The sequence below is a fragment of the Streptomyces thermospinosisporus genome, from assembly GCF_039526425.1.
Classification (GTDB): Bacteria; Actinomycetota; Actinomycetes; order Streptomycetales; family Streptomycetaceae; genus Streptomyces; species Streptomyces thermocarboxydovorans.
Window position 1 is genome coordinate 13337 of record NZ_BAAAIZ010000069.1, and the last position, 21874, is coordinate 35210.

Consider the following 21874-nt stretch of genomic DNA (forward strand, 5'->3'; position numbering starts at 1 on the left):
TGTCCGGCCGTGGTGCGCCGAAGCTCTGTCCCAGCGCCCGGTCAGGACGCGAGGTCGGCCAGCAGGTCGTCGAGCACCGTCTCCTCCTCGATGCGCACGCCGAGTTCGGTGAGAGCCGGGCACAGTTCGTGGTCCCATGGGGCGGTGGCGGGTGTGCCGGTCAGGGGCGGGGCCAGCGGGGTGGCGGTGGCGGCGGCGCGGTAGTCGGCGGCCGTGTAGCGCCAGGGGCGCCAGGGGACGCGGTGCAGCAGGGTGGTGGCGATGCGCAGGCCTCCCCAGTCGAAGTCGCCGTGGTAGAGCAGCGTGGCCCCGTGGGTGTGCAGGTGGCGCAGCAGGGTGAGGGCGGCGGCCGAGGGCTGGCCCTGGAGGCAGACCAGCGGCGGGCATGCGGGACCCAGGGTGTCGGCCACGGTGGCCAGCACGGCCGGGTTCTCGCACACATGGACCGCTGTGGGAGCCGTACGCGGGGGGAGGTGGGTGAGCTGGCGCAGTGTCAGGACGGCCGGCTCCCCCGCGTCGGCCGCCCAGTCGAGGGCCGGCGTGCCCCGCAGACCCAGGGTGAGGACGGTGCAGGACAGGGCGTCCTTGAGCAGGCCGGCCGACGCCCAGGCCTCGCGGCGCCACTCGGCTCCGCTGCCGTCCGGGAAGCCGGTCAGGGCACGGACGCCGGACAGGACGAGGGTGGCGAGCGGGGTGCCGTCGTCGAGGGCGTGCGCGTCGCCGAACGCGTCGGCGGCGAAGGCGGGCATGGACACGGCCGGGTCGGCGGGCAGACGGCGCAGGGCCTCGGCCGTGTCGCCCAGCAGTTTCGTCGCCGCCTGCGGACGGGCGAGCCTGCGTACGAGCCCGTCGCGACGCAACCGGTCGGCCCATGCGGCCAGTTCGGGCCTGGCCGTACGGACCAGCGTGTCCAGCGGGGCGTAGGCCTCCCGCCAGGCGTTTTCCTCCTGCTCGCGTACCTCGGCGAGGCGGGTGACGGGGCCGGTGAGGGCGGTGACGGCGGCGGCGAGGCCGTCAGGGCCGGCGCCGGAGCGGCGCAGGACGGCGTCCACCGCGTCGAGGCGTATGCGCAACGAGCGACCGGCGCCGGGGGCGCGGCCCAGCAGGCGTTCGGCTGCCTCGCGTTGCGCGGGAGTGGGGTCGGACAGGGTGACGGGTCCGGTGAGGGGCTCGTCCCGTGCCATACGGCGGCGTACCCGGTCGACGAGCCAGGCGAGTTCGGGGCCGCCGAGGAGGCGGGCCAGGCGGTCGCGGTCGCCGGGCGGCGTGGCTCCGCCCGGCGGCGTGCTCGTGTTCTCGTTGCTGTCCTCGCTCACGCCCACAGGCTGTCCTGGCTCTCCGGAGCGGATGCGGCGGTCTGCGCGGGGAGGGCCACCAGCCCATGGCCGGGTTCGCTGCCCCGCAGTCGCTGCGTGCCGTCCCACTCCCATCGGGTCACCAGGACCGCCGGGATCTCGTCGACGCGGGACAGCTGGGCGATGGCGATGCCCGGGACCTGCGGATAGCAGGCCCACTCGCGTTCGGAGGTCATCACCACGTCCAGGTCGAAGGCGTGCAGCAGCCCCAGGCACTTGGCGCGGGAGTCGTCGTCGACGCCGGCGAAGGCCTCGTCCAGGGTGACCAGGCGCGGGGCGTGCGGCGCGGCGGTGGCGTAGTGCGAGGAGGCCGCGGCGAACAGCGGTACCGACACCGCGAGGACGCGCTCGCCGCCGGAGGCGGGCCCGGTGGCCGGGACCCACTTGCCATGCTGGTGGCGTTCGATGCCGAACTCGTGCCAGGCCCGGTAGTCGAGGGCCGCGGTGAGCACCTCCAGCCAGCTGCCCGCGGTGTCCTCGGACTGCCGGCAGGCGATCTCGGACTGCAGGAACTCGCCGACCGCCGACCGGTCCTCGGGTGTCCAGGCGTCGGCGGACTGGCGCAGCCGCTCACGGGCCTGGGTGAGCCCCGCCGGCGCCTTGCGCGACGGGCGCCACGTCAGCCGCAGTCTCATGCCGGTGGAGGTGGGCCGCTCCTGGAGCTCGGCGTTCATGGCCCGCACCTGGCGCTCGGCGGCGCCGATGAGTTCCTGCAGGGTGCCGGCGACCTCGGTGATCAGGTGCGTTTCGAGGATCTCCCGTTCGTGCGCGGACAGGATGCGGGTCAGCTCGGCCACTTCCGCGGCGAGGGCTTCGGCGAGCTCGGGGACGGCCCGCTCACGGCCCTGGTAGACGATCTCGACGACCATGCCGTCCTCGATCATCCGGGCGGAGGCGGAGTGGCCGCCGCGGGACAGGGCGTCCTGGAGTTTCTTGTACTCCTCGCTGAGCCGCTTCTGCACACGCTCCCAGGCGCCGTCGGAGTCATCGGTGTCGGACAGGTCGCTCTCGATCGCGCGGGCGAGCGCGATGGCCGGGGTGGCGGCCCACGGTCCGGCGTCCAGGGGCGGTACGGCCGCCTCGGGCAGGGCTACGGCCAGCAGCCCGGTGCCCGCGAACCGCTGGAGCGCGGCGACGGCCTCGGCGCGGGCCTCGGTCGCCTCGCGGACGTCCACGTCGAGGCGCTCTATGTGCCCGAGTGCCAGGTGGGCGCGCCGGTCGGCGGCCGTGTGGTCCTCGCGTGCCCGGCGCTGCCCGCGCTCGCACGCGGCCAGTGCGTGGGCGGTCTCGGCGAGGCGCCGCTCCAGCTCCGCGACGGCGGTGCCGACGGTGGAGCGCAGGGTGGCGTGGCGCTCGTCGGCGGCCGCCGCGAGGCGAGCCGACTCCTGTGCGCGCTCGGCCAGTTCGGCTGCTCTGCCGCCGGCCCGCTCGGCCTCGGCGCGTTCGTCGGCGACGGCCCGTGCCGCGTCGGCGCGCTCGCGCAGCGCGGGCCACAGGGCGGCGAGGACGGCGGTGTAGTCGGCCAGCGCCTGGCGGACGGCGGTCAGGCCGGCCCGGTCGGCGGGCAGGTTCACCGCGGCGGCCGTGTCGCCCAGTTCGGTGGCGGCCTCCGCCTCCTGCCGGGTCGCCTCGGCGAGGTCGGCGGCGCACTCGTCGTGGCGGGCCCGTGCGCGGTGGGCGGCGTCCGTGGCCGCGGCGGCGAGGGCGTGCGCGTGGCGCAGCGCGTCGTCGTCGGGGACACCGGCCAGTTCGGCGTCCAGGGTGCTCCGGCGCCGGGCGACCGTGGCGCACTCGGCTTCGAGGCGGGACACCTCGTCCGCCAGGGCCGCGAGTTCGTCGCGCAGAGCGGCGATCCGGGCACGGCGCGCCTCCTCGCGGGCGCCCTCGCCGACGTAGGTGGCGGCCGGTTTCGACCAGCTGCCGGTCAGCGCGCCGACGCGGAAGCGGCCGTCCGCCGCCACCCAGGTGTCCCCGCCGGAGCCGAGGCCCACACAGGCGAGGAGGCGGGCCACCGTCTGCTCGTCCACCGCCGACGCGTGGGGGTCGCCGTGGTCCACGGCGGGGCGCAGCACGTCGGCGAGCGTCGGCCCGCTCAGGGGAGCACCCGGCGCGAGCAGAGTGTCGTGTCCGTCCGCGTGCACGGCGGTGCCGTCCGGGCGTACCCAGGCGTCCAGCAGCCCGGAGGCCTCCAGCGCCGCCTCCAGGCCCGCGCGTTCCGCGGCGGTGACCTGGTCGCGGAAGTCGACCAGCCGCCACAGGGGCGCACCCGGGACCTGGTCGCGGACTCCGGGCGTACGGGTGTGAGGCGCCGTAGGCCCCCGCTGACCGCCCGCCTCCAGGCCGGCGAGCTCCCGCTCGGCCTCGGCGCGCCGGGTCTCGAGGCCGGCCAGCTCCTGCCCCAGGGCGGCAGCCCGGTCGGCCAGGTGCGCCGCCCGCGCGCGGTGCGCCGCGCCGGCCGCCTCCCGTGCCGGACAAGGTCCCTGAAGGTGCGTCACCCAGTCCTGCAGGCCGTCCAGCAGCCCGGCGGGATCGGCGACGGCAAGCTCCTCGCAGACGCCGAAGTGTTCGCGGACGCGGGCGACGAGGTCCCGGCCCGCCTCGGCGGCGCCGTCCTTCGCCTCGGCCTGCCGCCGTGCGGTGTGCCCGGCCTCGGTTTCGGCCTCGTCCAGGCGGCGGGCGGCGGCGCGCCGTTCGGCGGCGGCCCGCTCGGCTCGGGCCGCCAGTTCCTCCACATGCTCGATGGTGCGCCGTCTGCGGGCCACCGACTCCTCGGCCGCGCGCCGCAGTTCTGTCTCCGGCACGCCCTCGGTGTGTGGTTCGCCGTCGACGCGGGCCGCCGCGGCGGCGACCCGCACGCGTGCCAGCGTGTCCGCGACCTGCTCCTGGGCCCTCGTGAGCCGCCGCTCGGCCGTCTGCAGGCGGCCCAGCGCGCGGGTGTGCGCCTCGGCCGCCTGCTGCCGGTCCGCCTCGGTGCGGGCCAGCTCCCCCGCGGTGCGGCGGGCGTCTGCCGCGGCCTGCTCCAGTTCGCGGGCGCTGCGCATCTCGGGGCCCTCGCGCAGCGCCGCGTCCTGCGCCTTCAGCCGGGTGGACCTCTCCTCGAGCTCGGCGATCCGCTCGGCCGCGGCCGCCCGGTCCCGCTCGGCCTCCTCCCGCTCGGCGCGGGCCTGGGCCAGGTCGCGGTGCAACTGCTCGTAGCGGGCGTGCTCGCTGCGGGGGAGCCGGGCCCGGCGGCGGGTGGCGACGCGGGCGTAGCGCCGGTAATGGTCGAGGAACGCGGAGGCCGCCCGCTCCGCCTCGGCGGCCGCCCGCAGCTCCTCCTTCTCCTCGTCCAGGGAGCGGAACGCCTCGGCCACGTCCGCGATCAGCGCCTGGTCCACCGGCGGCAGCGCCTCGGTCAGCGCGCGGGACAGCGCGGCCTCGTTGGGCCGTTTGGACAGCTGCGGCTGGCGCAGTTGGACGAGCAGGTCGACGAGGGCGGTGTAGCGTCGCTCGCCGAGCCCGAACAGTGCCTCGTCCACCGCCCTGCGGTACGCCGCGGCCGTGCCGTACACCATGCCGTGCCCGGCGATCGCCTCGGCGAGCCGGTCCCGGGACAGCGCGGTGCCGGTCGCGTCGAGCAGGCTGAGGTCCTGGCCGACGCGCTGGTCGGTGACCGCGTACCAGTGGCGGGCGATGCCGCGGCCCGCCACCGCCTTCAGTCCGCAGGCGAGCGTGCGGAAAAGGGCCTGCCCGGTGTCCTCGTCGACGCGGCCGAACTCGATCCAGGTGTAGCCGAGCCGTTCGGGGTGCGGGTGCTCCCCGCCGAGCAGCAGGTTCCACTCCATGCGCTTGGCCGAATCGGCGTCGGGCTCCACACGGCGGGGGGACAGATCACCGTCCAGGAGGAACGGGAGGGTGAGGGCGAGCACCTTGGACTTGCCGGTGCCGTTGTTGCCGCGCAGCAGCAGGCGGCCGTCGCGGAACCAGAACTCCTCGGTGTCGTAGTAGAAGAGGTCGACCAGGCCGATGCGCAGCGGCCGCCACCGGCCGGGTGCGGGCTGGGGAAGGGCGGTCACGTCCGGGGGGCCTTTCGCTGAGCGGTGCGGGGGGTCTGACGAGGCATGCGGTCTCCCGGTTCCACGACGACGGTCTCTCCGACCGCGTACCGCGCGAGCGCGGGCAGCGGGGCCACACCTGCGGGAGTGCGGGTCGCCAGGCCGAGCGCGGTCAGCTTGGCCAGCGCCTGCTCCACCAGCTCTCCTTCCGCGCCGGGCTGCTTGGCGCTCTTGGACCAGTACCCGCCGTGCTCGGCGGCCAGTTCCCTTACCCGGCGCTCCAGTTCGCCCCGGCTCACCTCGCCGCCCATGCGGGCGAGGTGCTCGGCGAGCAGCAGGGTGACGTGTCCGTGGGTGCCCTGTTCCGGCATGCGTACGTCGGTGAGGTCGTCCAGGGGGTCGACCATGGCGATGCCCTCGGCCCGTACCTCGGCGACCAGGCCGGTCAGTTCGGTGATCCGCGCGGTGAGGAAGGCACGCTGGCGGGTCAGGTAGGCCAACTCCTCGTCGGTCAGGTCGGCGTAGTAGAGCACCGGGTCGTCGAGGAGGCGGCGGGTCAGCGTCTGGCGGATGGCGCGGAACCGCAGCTCGTCGCTGTCCAGGGCGCTCTCCGCGGTGAGTGCGGCCAGCCGCTCCTCGAAGCCGTCGGCGGTGATCATCGACGGGCCGTGGCGGGCGGCGAGCAGCCCGGCGAGCACCCGGCGCTCCACGTCGTACAGTACGTCCCCCGCCCCGCTGACGTAGGCTTCCTCGTCCCCGGCGACCCGCCGCAGCACCCCGTACCGCAGCAGCAGCCGTACGACGGCGGCGAGGTCGAGGCGTTCGTCGCGCCGCTCCAGCGTGAACTCCACGCCCGCGGCGGCGAGCCGGGGATCGGCGGCGTCCAGCACGACCTGTTCGGCGAGGCGGCCGAGCGCGACCTGCGCCTCGCCGCGTTCCAGCACGGCCAGCGCCAGGCACAGCAGGACATAGCGACGGCGGCTGAACGGCGCGCCGGCGCGGGATGCCTCGCGTGCCGGGTGGGTCGGGTCGGCCAGGGTGCCGGGCGTCCGGCGCAGCCGGGCGGCCTCGGCGTCCACCCGCAGCGACCAGCCGGTGTTGCGGTCGAACCAGTCGCGCAGTTCGGCGGCGTGCTGCCGCACCAGGCGGTGGGCGTCGGCGTACGGGCCGCGGGCGAGCAGCAGCGGCTCCTTCAGCAGGGCGCGGGCGGCCTTGTGGAACTCGGCGGTACGCCGGCCGTCCAGCACCTCCCCCAGGGGCGTGGTCACTGGTGGAATCTCCGTTCGGCGGCCCCTGCGAGGCCCGGGGCGGGATGCCGGTGAGAGGCAGGTTGACGGCTCGGGGTGGTCATCGTGCCTCCCGCACTGCGTTGCTCCTGGTGAGGTCGGTGATTTCGACCATGTGGTCGGGGCCCCGGAACACCCCGCCCGGCGTGCGGATCTCCGCGGTCGTGCCGTCGTTCAGGGCGGTGAGCCGGATCTCCATCGTGCCGTCGTTGCTGGTCGCCTGGGTCGTCGTGACGCCGGGCCGCCAGGTGGCGAGGGCGTCGCCGAGCAGCCCCAGGAACAGGCCGAAGGCCATCGGGTCGAGTTCCCGGAGCGCCGACAGCCGGGTGGTGCCGTCGGTCGCCAGCCGCGCGCGGGCAGCCGCGATCTCCCCGGCCTGCTTGGCGGCGATCTCGGCCAGCTGCCGCCGCTGGTCGGACCGGTCCTGCACCCGGCGCGGCTTGCCGCGGCGCTCGTAGCTTCCGGTGCGGCGCAGCTGCGGGCTGATCCGCAGCGGCTCGGCCCCGGCCCAGGGGGTGGAGGCGGCCACCGGGCGGGCGGCGCGCTCGGCGAGGGTGTCGGCGTCGACGGTGAGATGGCGGGCGGGGTAGAGGCCGAAGGCCGCGCGCCACAGCCGGTGCCGCGCCTCGTCGTCGGGGGCCTCGGCGAACCAGCGGGCCAGGGTGCGGAAGTCCGCCGACCGGTCCGAGCGCCCGGCCCGCCGCTCGTTCACCTGCCGTACGACAGCGAGGAGCTGGGGGATCGCCCCCAGCGCGCGTCCGCGCAGCAGCCGGGCCTGCGACTCGCGGCCGTCCGCCGACACGAACCAGGCCGACAGCCCCTCCCACTTCCCCACCCACCGTGCGTACGCCTGCGCCTCGGCGGTCTCCGCCTCGTCCGGGGCGGCGTCCCCCGCCTCCCGGGCCGCCGCCAGCCGCAGCAGCGTGCCGACCCGGCCCTGCTCCTCCAACTCCCCGATGAGCCGTGCGATCCGCCCGCCGAGGGTGATCAGGTCCTGGATGAACCGCTCCAGGTACTGGATCAGCCGGTCCTTGTAGGCGAGGAACACCTCCACCTCGACCCCGTGCAGGTCGATGGTGCGCTGCAGCGACCCCATGAACGCCCGCGCGTTCTCGGCAAGTGCCTCGAACCGGCTGGTCAGCGCCGACAGTGCCAGATGCGCCTTGGCCGCGTCCGGCTCGCCTTCCTCCTGCTCGGCGGCGAGCACCAGCAGAGCCCGCAGCTGCGTGACGATGTCGTGCAGCGCCACCGCCTGCAGCGCGCCGCGCCGCCCCAGCGCCTCGTCGTACGCGGACAGCGCCTGCTCGACGGCTTCGCCGGCCCGGGTGAGCTGGTAGATGAAGCGTTTGCGGTAGAAGTCCTCGACCGCGGTGACCCGGGAGGTGTCCGGGTCCGCCCGCAGATTGCCCCACTCCACAAGGCTGTCCAGCGCCTTGGCCACGGTGTCCAGGTCGGCGGGCCGGTGCTCCGGGGCCAGCGCCGCGTGCACCTCCTCGGGCCGCAGATGCACCGCGAACCGCTCCTTGGCCGCCATGAAGACGCCCATCACCTGACGGTAGAGGGCCGTGTTGGGCACGGTGAGGTGAGCGAAAGGAGCGTAGGAGGCGGGCTCGGTGGACTCGACGGGGTCGGGTTCGGCAGGCTGCGACGTCATCGTCCCGGCATTCTCCCAGACGCATACCCCCTCACGGCAGCCATGGCCAAACCTCCACACTGGGTGATTGCACGCCGTATGCCCCGGGATGACCCAGCCCGGTTTGACCATGGATGGGCGGCTGCCGCCGCATCCCCGGGAGGACGGCCGGAAGGGCGCCGGACCCCGTGTTTCCTCACACACGCATGTCTCGTTGCTCGATTCCTTGAAGACTGCCGACACGGTGGCGAAGTCGCTCTCCACGTGGAGCAGGGTGTGGCCGTGACGGACCGCCGTCGCGCAGACAAGGAGGTTGACGGCGCGCGACCTCCTCCTCACGCACCTGAGGTCGGCAGCTCAGCGGTCCTGGGCCGCCCGAGCCGGGCAAGGCGCCGCCCGCACGACGGCCCACAGCTTCGCAGCCGGCATGTTCCCGATGAGGCCTCTGCAGCGGCAATCCTGGCTACGTCGTTCCGCCGGCTTGCCACGCGCAGACATCCCGGAACAAGCAACACCCACCGCTAGGCATACCGGATCGTGTATATTGATATACAACGCCGTATATACAAGGGGGGCGTCATGAGCCGCACCGTGATCGACCTCGACGACGAGGCGCTGGAGGCCGCCGCCAAGGAGCTCGGCACCACGACCAAGCGCGACACCATCAACACCGCCCTGCGGGAGGTCACCGCCCGCTACCGGCGGCTGCGGGCTCTCGGAGAAGCTCGCGAGCTGATCGCCGGAGGCGCACTCGACATGGACATCCTCCTCGACAAGAACAGGTACCGGTCCGCCGGCGAGCCGGACGGTGTCCGCGACGCAGGAGCGGATGAGTGACGGTCGCCGACTACCTGATCGATACCTCCGCCCTCGCTCGCGTCCTCCTCGGCCGGACCACGGCTGAGTGGGACGACAGGATCGGCGCAGGGCTCGTCGCCCTCTGCGACCTCACCGAACTGGAAGTCCTTTATTCCGCACGCTCGGCGGTAGACCGGGAACGCGTGCAGCGCACGCTGAACGCGCACTACACGCGGTGCCCCATGCCCGACGGCATCTACCGACGCGCACGCGTCGTCCAGGAACTGCTCACCGCCAAGGGCGAGCACCGCAGCTCGGGCCCCGTCGACCTGCTCGTCGCCGCTACCGCGGAAGAGTCCGGGCTGACCCTGCTTCACCACGACCGCGACTTCGAAACGATCGCCCGGACGACCGGACAGCCGGTACGAATGATCGACCTCAAGGACTGATCCGCCTCAAGGGCAGTAAGACGCCGTCCAGCACGCAGTGAGCGGGCGCCCCGGCCCTCAATCCGTACAACGGCGTCCCGTTGGACACCGACCCGACAGAGCGCCGCCGGCTACGCCCGAACCCTCTCCCACACCGACATACACCAGACCGCCCCGCCGCCGACAACAGCCGCACGGTCACCACCGAGCACGTCGCCGATCACGGGCAACCGAACGATCCGTACCGTCAGTGCCCTGGAACTCGACCCGCCGCACCCCTTGCGCGGTGTCATCTGCACGACGGCGGGCGGGCGTTCACGCTGTCGCGGCTCCACGGTCGCCGTCGTGGGCCCCGACGTGCAGGCCCGCAGGGCTGCCCGGCCCCCCGGGTGGCGCTGCGGGCGCTCGACTATCAGCCGGACGCGCCCCAGCTGCCGGATGTCGCGCGGAGCCGGCTGTCGCGGGAAGAGGGCCGCGGCGCCTACGAGGGCCGCGCCGCACAGTCGCACTGCCGTTCCTGAAACCTCGTGTCCCCTGAGCGTCCCCTGTCCACGGTTCCACGCCAGTCCGACGCCTCTCCAGTCACTGCACCACCGCAGGTCACAGCCCACAGGCAACCCTGGACTCACATGTTGACCGAAGTAATGGCAAACGGAGTGGCATCCGTTGACCCCAAGTACCGAATACGGACAGCCGAAGAGATGTCTCCGCAGGTCAGAACGTTTCTCTGACCTGCGCTTGGTGGGGCGGGTGGGACTCGAACCCACGGCCGACGGATTATGAGTCCGCTGCTCTAACCGGCTGAGCTACCGCCCCATAGCGGCGTGTCGCGTACATGTGTGCGCGCCGTCTGCCGCAGCATAGCCGCTCATACGATCTCCTGCCTCGGCTGGTCGGCCATGCCCGGTGCCCGTGACCATGGAGACTTCGGTGAGCCCCGTGCGGTTCCGGCGGACATGAAAAAGGACCCCGGAGGGGCCCTCGTTCAGCATGCTCCCCCGACTGGACTCGAACCAGTAACCTGCCGGTTAACAGCCGGCTGCTCTGCCAATTGAGCTACGGAGGACCGAGCTCCCCCGACTGGACTCGAACCAGTAACCTGCCGGTTAACAGCCGGCTGCTCTGCCAATTGAGCTACGGAGGAATGCCTCGTTGCATCGAACGTACCTACCTGGGTATCCGCCAGGGGGCGCGCGCTCGCTGCGACACATACATTAGCGCAAGCAGGGGGGTGCTCCGCCAATCGGTACTCCCCGGCGCCGTTGCCGCACCGGAGACCTACGCAGATCTGCAAGGGAAGGGTGGCCACCATGCGATACCGGCTCACGTTCGCCGCCGGACTCGTCCTGGGGTACGTGCTCGGCACGCGCGCCGGACGCGAGCGCTACGAGCAGCTGAAGAAGTCCGCCATGCAGCTCGCGCAGAATCCCGCGGTCCGCAACACCGCGGAGACCGCCGCCCACCAGGGCCGGGAGTTCGCAGGCAAGGCCTACCACGCGGTCAGCGACAAGGTCGGCGACCGCATGCCCGACTCGGTCGCCCAGCGGGTCCGCACCCTCCGCGAGCGCACCGCCCACGGCTCCGGCGAGGACGACTGGGGCACCAGCAACACCTGACCGCACCTGCCGGGTGCCGGGCAGCGCCGGGCACCCGGCGCCCGTGGCCCGACCCCGGCGGAGCGGTACGGCAGAATTTTCGACATGGGGATAGTCGCCGGGCTGGACAGTGCGCCCGATTTCACTCGCATCGTCGTGTGTGACACGGACACCGGGGCCGTGCTCAGGCAGGGTTATGCCCAGCATCCGGTTCAGGGCCCCGACGGCACCCGCCCCTCCGACGTGGATCCGCAGGCCTGGCTGCTGTCGCTGGGCGAGGCGGCCGGCGGCGGACTGCTCGAGGGCGTGCAGGCCATCGGCGTCTCGGCGCAGGCGAACGCGCTGGTGCCGCTGGACGCGCAGGGCAACACCGTCCGCCCGGCCCTGGTCGGCGGGGACAAGCGGACGCAGGTCGCCGCCGCGGATCTGATCGACGCGCTCGGCGGGCGCGAGGCGTGGGCGCAGGCCGTGGGCGCCGTGCCGCAGGCCGCGCACTCGGTGACCAAGCTGCGCTGGCTGGCCCGTACCGAACCGGAGAACGCAGCCCGCACCGCCGTCCTCCTCCAGGCGCACGACTGGCTGGTGTGGCAGCTGCTCGGCCGGCCGGTGCGGCGCACCACCGACCGGGGCGGCGCCTCGCACACCGGCTACTGGGCGGCGGCCACCGGCGGCTACCGGATGGACCTGGTGGAGCTGGCGCTCGGGCACCAGGCGATGCTGCCCGAGGTCATCGGCCCGGCGGAGGCGGCGGGCACCACACCGGAGGGGCTGCTGATCTCCGCCGGGACCAGTGAGACACAGGCGGCGGCCTTCGGACTCGGCATCGGACTCGGAGACGCGGTGGTGTCCCTCGGCGCGTCCGGCTCGGTGATGGCCGTGCACCCCGAGGCGCTCTACGACCCGACCGGGACGATCACCGCGCTCGCCGACGCGACCGGGATGCACCTGCCCGTGGTCACCACCCTCAACGCGGTGCGCGCGCTGCGCGGGACGGCGGAGCTGCTGCAGTTGCCCGACCTGGAGTCGCTGTCGGATCTGGCGATGAAGTCGACCCCGGGCGCGCACGGGCTGGTGCTGCTCCCCTATCTGGAGGGCGAGCGCACACCGAACCTCCCGCACACCGCCGGGACCCTGGCCGGGCTGAGACGCGAGTCGATGAAGCCGGAGCACCTCGCGCGGGCCGCCTTCGAGGGGATGCTGTGCGGTCTCGCCGACGCGCTCGACGTGCTGCGCGGCCGGGGCGTGGAGGTGCGGCGGGTGTTCCTGCTGGGCCCGGCCGCGGAGCTGCCCGCCGTGCAGGCGGCGGCGCCCTCGCTGTTCGGGGCGCAGGTGATGGTGCCGCAGCCGGCCGACTACGCGGCGATCGGCGCCGCCCGCCAGGCGGCCTGGGCGCTCGGCGTCTCCCAGGGCACCCTCGATCCGCGCACCCCGCCGGTGTGGCAGGGCGCGGCGGCGCAGGTGCTGGATCCGGGCGAGGAGCTGGCGGTTGGCCAGGCGGTGCGCCAGCAGTACGTGGCGGTGCGGGAGCAGACGCATCCGGGGGCGTTCCGGCCGTAGGGACCTGGAGAGCCGTGAGGGCCGGGGCATGCGTGTGACCCGGAACACATGAATCAGGTAAATGGGTTGAGGTAACGCCGCTGGAGTGTCCGACGATAGGGGCCACGGGCAACCAAACGGCCCCGCGTCGACCCTTCCGAGAGAAACAGCGTGCTCATACGACTCCTTCGGACCTACCTCCGTCCGTACTCCAGACCCATCGCTCTGCTGGTGCTGCTGCAGTTCCTGCAGACCTGCGCCACGCTCTATCTGCCCACCCTCAACGCGGACATCATCGACAACGGTGTCGTGCGGGGTGACACGGGTTACATCCTGACCTACGGCGCCCTGATGACCGGCATCTCGCTGGCGCAGGTGGTGTGCAACATCGGTGCCGTCTACTACGGCGCCCGCACCGCCGCAGCGCTCGGCCGGGACGTGCGGGCCGCGGTGTTCGACCGGGTGCAGTCCTTCTCCGCGCGTGAGGTGGGTCACTTCGGTGCGCCCTCGCTGATCACGCGGACCACCAACGACGTCCAACAGGTGCAGATGCTGGTGCTGATGTCGTTCACCCTGATGGTGTCGGCGCCGATCATGTGCGTCGGCGGCATCGTGATGGCGCTCGGCCTGGACGTCCCGCTGTCCGGGGTGCTGGTCGCGGTGGTGCCGGTGCTGGGCATCTGCGTGACGCTGATCGTGCGGCGGCTGCGTCCGCTGTTCCGCCGGATGCAGGAGCGGCTGGACACGGTGAACCGGGTGCTGCGGGAGCAGATCACCGGCATCCGGGTGATCCGGGCGTTCGTCCGGGACGACTACGAGGAGCGGCGCTTCAGGAAGGCCAACACCGAGCTGACCGATGTGGCGCTGCGCACCGGCAATCTGCTGGCGCTGATGTTCCCGGTGGTCATGACGGTGGTGAACCTGTCGTCCATCGCGGTGGTGTGGTTCGGCGCGCACCGCATCGACAGCGGCGGCATGCAGATCGGCGACCTGACCGCGTTCCTCGCCTATCTGATGCAGATCGTCATGTCCGTGATGATGGCCACCTTCATGTTCATGATGGTGCCGCGCGCCGAGGTGTGCGCCGAGCGCATCCACGAGGTGCTGGACACCTCCTCCAGCGTCGTCCCGCCGTCCGCACCGGTCACCGAGCTGCGCCGGCACGGGCATCTGGAGCTGCGGGGCGCCGGCTTCCGCTATCCAGGTGCCGAGGAGCCGGTGCTGAAGGCGGTCGACCTGGTGGCGCGGCCGGGTGAGGTGACCGCCGTCATCGGCTCGACCGGCAGCGGGAAGTCGACGCTGCTGGGGCTGGTCCCCCGGCTGTTCGACGCCACCGAAGGCGAGGTGCTGGTCGACGGCGTGCCGGTGCGGGACCTCGACCCGCGGCTGCTGGCCCGCACGGTGGGCCTGGTGCCGCAGAAGCCGTATCTGTTCGCGGGCACCGTGGCGACGAACCTGCGGTACGGCAATCCGGACGCCAGTGACGAGGAGCTGTGGCACGCGCTGGAGGTGGCGCAGGCCAGGGACTTCGTGGAGCGGCTGGAGGGCGGTCTTGACGCGCCGATCGCGCAGGGCGGGACGAACGTCTCCGGCGGTCAGCGGCAGCGCCTGGCGATCGCCCGCACGCTGGTGCAGCGCCCGGAGATCTACCTCTTCGACGACTCCTTCTCCGCGCTCGACTACGCCACCGACGCCGCGCTGCGGGAGGCGCTCGCCCGGGAGACGGCCGAGGCGACCGTGGTGATCGTGGCCCAGCGGGTGGCGACCATCCGGGACGCGGACCGGATCGTGGTGCTGGACGAGGGCCGGGTCGTCGGCACCGGACGTCATCACGAACTGATGGCGGACAACGAGACCTACCGGGAGATCGTGCTCTCCCAGCTGACGGAAGCGGAGGCTGCCTGATGGCCGGGCCGATGGGGCGGATGATGGCCGGCGGCGGCCCCGACCAGCGGACGATGGACTTCAAGGGCTCGACCAAGCGGCTGATCGGCCGCTTCCGGCCCGAACGCGCCACGCTCTACGGCCTGTTGGCCTGCGTGGTGGTGAGCGTCGGGCTCAGTGTGGTCGGCCCGAAGATCCTCGGCCGGGCGACCGACCTGGTCTTCGCGGGCATCGTCGGCCGCGAGATGCCGGAGGGCGCGAGCAAGGATCAGGTGCTCGACTCGATGCGGGAACGCGGCGACGGCGATGTCGCCGACATGCTCCAGGGCGCCGACTTCACGCCGGGCCAGGGCATCGACTTCACCGCCGTGGGCAACGTCCTGCTGCTGGCGCTCGCCGTGTTCGCCGGCGCCGGGCTGCTGATGGCGGTGGCGACGCGGCTGGTCAACCGGGCGGTGAACCGCACCATGTACCGGATGCGCGAGGACGTGCAGACCAAGCTGGCGCGGCTGCCGCTGTCGTACTTCGACAAGCGCCAGCGCGGCGAGGTGCTGAGCCGGGCCACCAACGACATCGACAACATCGGGCAGACGCTGCAGCAGTCGATGGGCCAGCTGATCAACTCGCTGCTGACCATCATCGGCGTACTGGCGATGATGTTCTACGTCTCCTGGATCCTGGCGCTGGTGGCGCTGGTGACGGTGCCGCTGTCGTTCGTGGTCGCCACGCGGGTCGGCAAGCGGTCGCAGCCGCACTTCGTGCAGCAGTGGCGCACCACCGGCAGGCTGAACGCGCACGTCGAGGAGATGTACACCGGGCACGCGCTGGTGAAGGTGTTCGGGCGTCAGGAGGAGTCGGCGAAGCGGTTCGCCGAGGAGAACGAGGCGCTGTACGAGGCCGGGTTCCGGGCGCAGTTCAACAGCGGCATCATGCAGCCGCTGATGTTCTTCGTGTCGAACATCAACTATGTGCTGGTGGCGGTCGTCGGCGGGCTGCGGGTCGCCTCCGGCTCGCTGTCCATCGGCGATGTGCAGGCGTTCATCCAGTACTCCCGGCAGTTCTCCATGCCGCTGACGCAGGTCGCCTCGATGGCGAACCTGGTGCAGTCCGGGGTGGCCTCGGCGGAGCGGATCTTCGAGCTGCTGGACGCCGAGGAGCAGGAGGCGGACCCGGTGCCGGCCGTCCGGCCCGAAAAGGTGCGCGGGCGGGTCGCGCTGGAGCATGTGTCGTTCCGGTACGACCCCGAGAAGCCGCTGATCGAGGATCTGTCGCTGACGGTGGAGCCCGGGCACACGGTGGCGATCGTCGGCCCGACCGGCGCCGGCAAGACGACGCTGGTCAATCTGCTGATGCGGTTCTACGAGGTGTCCGGCGGGCGGATCACCCTGGACGGGGTGGACATCGCGCGGATGTCCCGGGACGAACTGCGGTCCGGGATCGGCATGGTGCTGCAGGACACCTGGCTGTTCGGCGGCACCATCGCGGAGAACATCGCCTACGGCGCCGCCCGCGAGGTCACCCGCGCCGAGATCGAGGAGGCGGCCCGGGCGGCGCACGCGGACCGGTTCATCCGGACGCTGCCGGACGGCTACGACACGGTGATCGACGACGAGGGCAGCGGGGTCAGCGCGGGTGAGAAGCAGCTCATCACCATCGCGCGGGCGTTCCTGTCCGACCCGGTGATCCTGGTGCTGGACGAGGCGACCAGCTCGGTGGACACCAGGACCGAGGTGCTGATCCAGAAGGCGATGGCGAAGCTCGCGCACGGGCGGACCTCCTTCGTGATCGCGCACCGGCTCTCCACCATCCGGGACGCGGACACGATCCTGGTGATGGAGAACGGCTCGATCGTGGAGCAGGGCACGCACGAGGAGCTGCTGGCCGCGGGCGGCGCGTATGCGCGGCTGTATCAGGCGCAGTTCGCCTCCGCGGTGGCCGAGGTCGACTGAGCCGGCGCGGGCCGAGGTCGACTGAGCCAGCGGGGGCCGAGGTCGACTGAGCCGGCGGGGGCTCGGTCGCGGACCTGGTGCGGGTCCGGTCGCGGGCACGGTGCGGGTCGGGTCGCAGGCCCGGAACAGGCCGGATCGCAGGCCCGGAACAGGCGGGCGGTGGCGCGGGGAGGCCGCGCCACCGGCCCCCACCGGGCCGCCGCCACGGCCGGTGTCCGTCCCGTCCGGGTGACGGTCCCGCCGGCGCCGGGTGCCGCTGCCGCCGGAGCCGATGCCGCTGCCGACCGGTGCCGCTGTCGGCCGGCGCCGCTGTCGGCCGGCGCCGTCAGTCCAAATAGCCCCGCAGCTGGTCCGCGAAGGCGTGGTCGCGGAGCTTGTTGAGGGTCTTGGACTCGATCTGCCGTATGCGCTCCCTGGTCACGCCGAAGATGCGGCCGATCTCCTCCAGCGTCCGGGGCCGGCCGTCGATCAGCCCGTACCGCAGCTGGACGACCTTGCGTTCGCGCTCGCCCAGGGTGGACAGCACCGCCTCCAGGTGCTCCTTGAGCAGCAGGAAGGCCGCCGACTCCACGGGGCTGGTCGCGTCGCCGTCCTCGATCAGGTCGCCGAGGGCCACATCGTCCTCCTCGCCCACCGGTGCGTGCAGCGACACCGGTTCCTGGGCGAGCCGCAGCACCTCACAGACCCGCTCGGGCGGCAGGTCCAGATGGGCGGCGACCTCCTCGGGCGTGGGTTCGTAGCCGCGTTCCTGCAGCATGCGGCGCTGGACGCGGACCACCCGGTTGATCAGCTCCACCACATGCACCGGGACCCGTATCGTGCGGGCCTGGTCGGCGAGCGCACGGGACATGGCCTGGCGGATCCACCAGGTGGCGTAGGTGGAGAACTTGTAGCCGCGGGCGTAGTCGAACTTCTCCACGGCCCGGATCAGTCCGAGATTGCCCTCCTGCACCAGGTCGAGCATGGTCAGCCCGCGTCCCACGTACCGTTTGGCGACGGAGACGACGAGCCGCAGATTGGCCTCGATCAGGCGGCGTTTGGCCATCCGGCCCATCACCACGAGCCGGTCCAGGTCGAGGGCGAGCTGGCTGTCCAGGTCGGGGGTGAGCCGCAGCTTCTCCTCGGCGAACAGTCCGGCCTCGACCCGGCGGGCCAGTTCGACCTCCTCGGCGGCGGTGAGCAGCGGGATGCGGCCGATCTCCCGCAGGTACTGGCGGAACAGGTCCGAGGAGGGGCCGGTGGTCTCGGGCCGCAGGGACGCGGGCACCGGTCCGGCCGCCTCCAGGGCCTCGGCCGGGGGATCGGCGGGCGGTCCGGCCGCCGCGGGAGACTCCGGGTCGGGCTCCGCGCCGGGGCGGTGCAGCAGCCGGCCGCGCGGCGGCAGCGCCACGAGGACGTCCCGGTCGGACTGCGTGCCGACGCTGGTCGTGTCGGTCTGGGTGAGGGTCTGGGTCTGCACGGGGGCGACCTCCAGGATGATCGCTGCCAGGGGGGACGGCAGCGGTACTTCGGGGGCGGAGTCGGCGGCCTCGCCGCTGTCCGTCCCGTACGCGATGAGCGGAACCGCGGGGGGTGGGGATTCGTCGGTGACGGATCGGCCGCGCTCCGAGGACTCAGGCACCGCACCCCAGTGTGGGGTACGACACATCGTCATCACGAGGGGCGTGCGATGACTTTTTGCGTCCGGTCCGTGACCGCCCGGTTACACCCCGCCGGAAACCGGATGCCGGGCACGGTCCGGGTCTGCGACGATTCCCCGCATGTCCGGCCCGCTCATTCCCCGCATGTCCGGCCCGTTCTACGAGACCCATGTGACCGTCCGCTGCACCGTGCCCGCGGAGGCCGAACGGCTCCGCCGGTGGGCGGAGGCGGCCGGGGTGAAGCTGACGCACATCGTGCTGGCCCGGGGCCGGATGCGCGAGCAGCCCATGCTCACCCTGTCCGGCTCCCGTTCCTGGGCCGAGGAGCGGGTGCGGGCGGGCGAGGTGGCGGCGCGGCTGCGGGCGGACGGGTTCGAGGTCGTGCGGGTGAAGACCGAGTCGGCGCCCTGGGCTCCGGAGGTGCCGCAGGGCCCGTGCGGGGACGGCCGGTACTTCGAGCACCATGTGAAGCTGCTGCTCGGTGCGGACACGGACCTGGACGCCCTGGCGGCCCGGGTGGTGCCGCACCGGGCCCATCTGTCGTGGAACGCCCGCCGGATGCGGGAGGGCGCGCGGCACGAGCGGTTCGTGACGCAGCGCTGCCACGGGGTGGACGCGGCGGGCGCCGGGCGGGCGCTGCGGAAGCTGCTCGCCGAGCTGGACGGGTTCGAAGTGCTGGGCGTGGAGCGCGAGTTCGTGCTGTACGACAGCGATGTGTCGGTGGACGACGGATGGCTCGAGGAGCCTGCGGGGGTGACGGGATGACGCGGTCGTGGCACGACTTCCGGTGGATGAGCACGGAGATTCCCCGGGAGCCGCTGGACGAGGCCACGCGTGCGCGCTATCTGCTGCCGCGGTCGCTGCAGTGGGTGCCGGGGGACGATGTGGTCCAGCGCCCGGTGTTCGACCCGTCTCTGAAGCACTATCAGAACGCCTACCGGGCCACCGATCCGTCCTTCTCCGACCCGGAGCGCGATGCCGCCTGGCGTGCGGCGCGGCGCCGCGTCCTGCATCTGGTGCTGGCGGCGATCGCGGAGTCGGGCTGGGCGGACGCGCTGGTGCTGCGGGGCAGTGTGCTGATGTCGGTGTGGTTCGGCGATGCCGCGCGGGAGCCGGGCGACCTGGACTTCGTCGTGGTGCCGCACACCTGGGGGATCGAGGACCGGCGGACGGAGCGGATGCCGGACTCGGTCGCCGGAGCCGCCGAGGTGGCGGCCGGTGAACGGGGAGAGGGGCTCGGCATCGCATCGGCCGAGGCGGTGACCGAGGACATCTGGACCTACGACCGGGTGCCCGGCCGGCGTCTGGTGCTGCCGTGGACGGCTCCGGAGCTGCCCGGCGGGTACGTCCAGCTCGACTTCGTCTTCAACGAGCGGCTGCCCGAGGAGCCCCGGCCGGTGCGGCTGCCGGACGGCACGGTGGTCAATGCCGCGTCGCCGGAGCTGTCGCTGGCCTGGAAGCTGATGTGGCTGATCAACGACCTGCACGCGCAGGGCAAGGATCTGTACGACGCGGTGCTGCTGGCCGAGCGGCATCCGCTTCCCTACGCGCTGCTGCACGAGGTGTTCCGGCTGTCGGGCGAGTGGCCCCGGCTGAACCGCGAGGAGATCCTGCTGGAGGACCTGGTGGAGGCCGTCGCGTACGTGGAGTGGGAGCACTTCGCCACCGAGTACCCGCAACTCGCCGAGCGGGGGCGGGAGTTCGCCGACCGGCTGGTGCGGGCGGTGACGCCCGCGTTCCCGGAGCGCTGACGGTGCCCGCGACGCCCCGGCGCCGGGCCTACAGCGCCGCCGCGCCGTGCTCGCGCAGCGCCTGGTCGTACTGCTGGAGCACCCACAACTCGTTCTGCACCGCGGCCACTTCGGTCGGGTCGGCATGGCTGCCGAGGCGGGTGAGGCGGCTGGTGATGTCGCGGATGCGGCGCTCCACGGCACGGCGGCGGACGGTGACCAGCTGGGCGCCGGCGTAGGTCTCGTCGGCCTCCTTGACGCCCCGGGGCAGCAGGATCGCCTCCACGGCCAGCTCGGTGACCATGGCGCGGACCGTGTCGTCGGGGGCGGCGTCGCGGACCCGGATCAGATAGGCCTGCGGGTCCTGCATGCCGTACTCGGCGCCGCCCGCGTCCAGGATGGCCTGGCGCACGGCCGCGTACGGCGGGGCGGTGAACTCGTCGACGCCATAGGCGTCGAAGGCCGGGGAGACCAGCTCGGGGCGCTGGAGGGCCAGCTTGAGCAGTTCCCGTTCGGTGGCGTGGACCGGGTTGCGGAGGTTGAGGGCGGGGCCGCGCGGGGCGGGCGGGGCCGCCACCGCGTGCTGCTGGGGGGCGCCGGGGCGCTGCCGCCGGTCCGGTGCCGGGCCCTTGCCGCCGCGCTCGCGGGACCAGCGGGCGAGCTGGGCGACCCGCCGGACCACGAACTGGGTGTCCAGGATGCCGAGCATGCCGGCGAGCTGCACGGCGACCTCGTGCTGGGCGCCGCTGTTCTTGATCCGGGCGACCACGGGCGCCGCCTCGTCCAGGGCGGCGGCGCGGCCCGCCGGGGTGTCGAGGTCGTAGCGGGAGACGATCTGGCGCAGCGCGAACTCGAACAGCGGGGTGCGGGGTTCGACCAGGTCGACGACCGCCTCGTCGCCCTTGGCCAGCCGCAGCTCGCAGGGGTCCATGCCGTCCGGTGCGATGGCGATGTAGGTCTCGGCGGCGAACTTCTGGTCGTCCTCGAAGGCGCGCAGGGCCGCCTTCTGGCCGGCCGCGTCGCCGTCGAAGGTGAAGATGACGCGGGCGGAGCCGTTGTCCATCAGCAGGCGGCGCAGGATCTTGATGTGCTCGCCGCCGAAGGCGGTGCCGCAGGTGGCGATGGCGGTGGTCACCCCGGCGAGATGGCAGGCCATGACGTCGGTGTAGCCCTCGACGACGACCGCGCGGGAGGACTTGGCGATGTCCTTCTTCGCCAGGTCGATGCCGTACAGCACCTGGGACTTCTTGAAGATCGCGGTCTCGGGCGTGTTGAGGTACTTGGGGCCGTTGTCCGCCTCGTACAGCTTGCGGGCGCCGAAGCCGACGACGTCGCCGCCGATGTCGCGGATGGGCCACATCAGCCGGCCGCGGAAGCGGTCGATGGGGCCGCGGCGGCCCTCCTGGGAGAGGCCGGAGAGGATCAGCTCCTTGTCGCTGAAACCCTTGCCGCGCAGATAGCGGGTGAGGTGGTCCCAGCCCTGGGGGCTGTAGCCGACGCCGAAGTGCACGGCGGCGGCCTGGTCGAAGCCGCGCTCGGCCAGGAAGACGCGGCCGGTCTCCGCCTCGGGGCTGGTCGCGAGCTGCTCCGCGTACCACTCCGCGGCGATCTTGTGGGCCTCGACCAGGCGGATGCGTTCGCCGCGCTGGTGGGCGGGGTTGTAGCCGCCCTCCTCGTAACGCAGGGTGATGCCGGCCTGGGCGGCGAGCCGCTCGACCGCCTCCGAGAAGGAGAGGTGGTCGATCTTCATCACGAAGGTGATGGTGTCGCCGCCCTCCTGGCAGCCGAAGCAGTGGAAGAGTCCCTTGCTCGGGCTGACCTGGAAGGACGGCGACTTCTCGTCGTGGAACGGGCACAGCCCCTTGAGGTTGCCGCCGCCCGCGTTGCGCAGCTGGAGGTACTCGGACACGACGGCGTCGATCGGGACCGCGTCCCGTACCGCCTTCACATCCTCGTCGTTGATCCGTCCTGCCACGCGTGAATTCTACGGGGGTGGTCCGACACTC

At 72.8% G+C, this 21874-nt stretch carries 14 protein-coding genes and 3 tRNA genes; 8 read left to right on the forward strand and 9 right to left on the reverse strand.

Annotated elements, in window-relative coordinates:
* Positions 1-41: 41 nt before the first annotated feature.
* From ABD207_RS22065 to ABD207_RS22080, 4 genes are all read right to left on the reverse strand, one after another.
* On the reverse strand, positions 42-1316 hold the full coding sequence (locus tag ABD207_RS22065; RefSeq protein WP_343999160.1) for a TIGR02679 family protein: 1275 nt from the start codon (positions 1314-1316) through the stop codon (positions 42-44).
* Positions 1313-5410 (reverse strand): TIGR02680 family protein, encoded by a 4098-nt coding sequence (locus ABD207_RS22070; protein ID WP_344014838.1) that lies wholly within the window; start codon positions 5408-5410, stop codon positions 1313-1315. Before ABD207_RS22070 ends, ABD207_RS22065 begins: the two co-directional genes overlap by 4 nt.
* Complete coding sequence (locus ABD207_RS22075) at positions 5407-6657, reverse strand: TIGR02678 family protein (protein ID WP_344014840.1); 1251 nt, start codon at positions 6655-6657, stop codon at positions 5407-5409. Before ABD207_RS22075 ends, ABD207_RS22070 begins: the two co-directional genes overlap by 4 nt.
* Positions 6658-6736: 79 nt before the next feature.
* Positions 6737-8329, reverse strand: a complete 1593-nt coding sequence (locus ABD207_RS22080) for a TIGR02677 family protein (RefSeq protein ID WP_344014841.1) — start codon at positions 8327-8329, stop codon at positions 6737-6739.
* Positions 8330-8887: 558 nt separating this feature from the next.
* On the opposite strand from ABD207_RS22080, the gene ABD207_RS22085 reads away from it, so the two are divergent.
* Together ABD207_RS22085 and ABD207_RS22090 are read left to right on the forward strand one after the other, a co-directional pair.
* A complete protein-coding gene (locus ABD207_RS22085) occupies positions 8888-9145 on the forward strand; it encodes a type II toxin-antitoxin system VapB family antitoxin (protein WP_343999152.1) in 258 nt (85 codons plus the stop codon).
* Positions 9142-9555 carry a PIN domain nuclease gene (locus ABD207_RS22090; protein WP_344014842.1) on the forward strand — a complete coding sequence of 138 codons (414 nt, stop codon included), beginning with the start codon at positions 9142-9144 and terminating at the stop codon, positions 9553-9555. The genes ABD207_RS22085 and ABD207_RS22090 overlap by 4 nt, the downstream gene beginning before the upstream one ends.
* 718 nt (positions 9556-10273) lie before the next feature.
* Here ABD207_RS22090 and ABD207_RS22095 read toward each other — a convergent pair.
* From ABD207_RS22095 to ABD207_RS22105, 3 genes are all read right to left on the reverse strand, one after another.
* Positions 10274-10350, reverse strand: a tRNA-Ile gene (locus ABD207_RS22095).
* 177 nt (positions 10351-10527) lie between these two features.
* A tRNA-Asn gene (locus ABD207_RS22100) sits at positions 10528-10600 on the reverse strand.
* A 5-nt stretch (positions 10601-10605) separates the two neighbouring features.
* A tRNA-Asn gene (locus ABD207_RS22105) sits at positions 10606-10678 on the reverse strand.
* Positions 10679-10844: 166 nt separating this feature from the next.
* On the opposite strand from ABD207_RS22105, the gene ABD207_RS22110 reads away from it, so the two are divergent.
* The 4 genes from ABD207_RS22110 to ABD207_RS22125 all read left to right on the forward strand — a co-directional run bounded on the left by ABD207_RS22110 (position 10845) and on the right by ABD207_RS22125 (position 16498).
* Entirely contained in the window at positions 10845-11150 is a 306-nt protein-coding gene (locus ABD207_RS22110; protein ID WP_344014843.1) for a YtxH domain-containing protein, read from the forward strand.
* A gap of 84 nt (positions 11151-11234) precedes the next feature.
* On the forward strand, positions 11235-12686 hold the full coding sequence (locus tag ABD207_RS22115; RefSeq protein WP_344014844.1) for an FGGY family carbohydrate kinase: 1452 nt from the start codon (positions 11235-11237) through the stop codon (positions 12684-12686).
* Positions 12687-12836: 150 nt separating this feature from the next.
* The gene (locus ABD207_RS22120) at positions 12837-14570 is read left to right on the forward strand and encodes an ABC transporter ATP-binding protein (RefSeq protein WP_344014845.1); all 1734 of its coding nucleotides are present in this window, start codon (positions 12837-12839) and stop codon (positions 14568-14570) included.
* Positions 14570-16498, forward strand: coding sequence for an ABC transporter ATP-binding protein (locus ABD207_RS22125; protein ID WP_344014846.1), 1929 nt, complete (start codon positions 14570-14572; stop codon positions 16496-16498). The genes ABD207_RS22120 and ABD207_RS22125 overlap by 1 nt, the downstream gene beginning before the upstream one ends.
* Before the next feature lie 325 nt (positions 16499-16823).
* Here the strand turns inward: ABD207_RS22125 and ABD207_RS22130 are convergent, their stop codons facing one another.
* Positions 16824-18119 (reverse strand): RNA polymerase sigma factor, encoded by a 1296-nt coding sequence (locus ABD207_RS22130; protein WP_344014847.1) that lies wholly within the window; start codon positions 18117-18119, stop codon positions 16824-16826.
* A gap of 139 nt (positions 18120-18258) precedes the next feature.
* On the opposite strand from ABD207_RS22130, the gene ABD207_RS22135 reads away from it, so the two are divergent.
* Both ABD207_RS22135 and ABD207_RS22140 read left to right on the forward strand, forming a co-directional pair.
* Positions 18259-18903 (forward strand): hypothetical protein, encoded by a 645-nt coding sequence (locus ABD207_RS22135; protein ID WP_344014848.1) that lies wholly within the window; start codon positions 18259-18261, stop codon positions 18901-18903.
* 26 nt (positions 18904-18929) lie between these two features.
* Entirely contained in the window at positions 18930-19889 is a 960-nt protein-coding gene (locus ABD207_RS22140) for a nucleotidyl transferase AbiEii/AbiGii toxin family protein (RefSeq protein WP_344014849.1), read from the forward strand.
* A gap of 28 nt (positions 19890-19917) precedes the next feature.
* On the opposite strand, the gene dnaG is transcribed toward ABD207_RS22140, so the two are convergent.
* Positions 19918-21843 (reverse strand): DNA primase, encoded by a 1926-nt coding sequence (dnaG, locus tag ABD207_RS22145; RefSeq protein WP_344014850.1) that lies wholly within the window; start codon positions 21841-21843, stop codon positions 19918-19920.
* Positions 21844-21874: the final 31 nt, after the last annotated feature.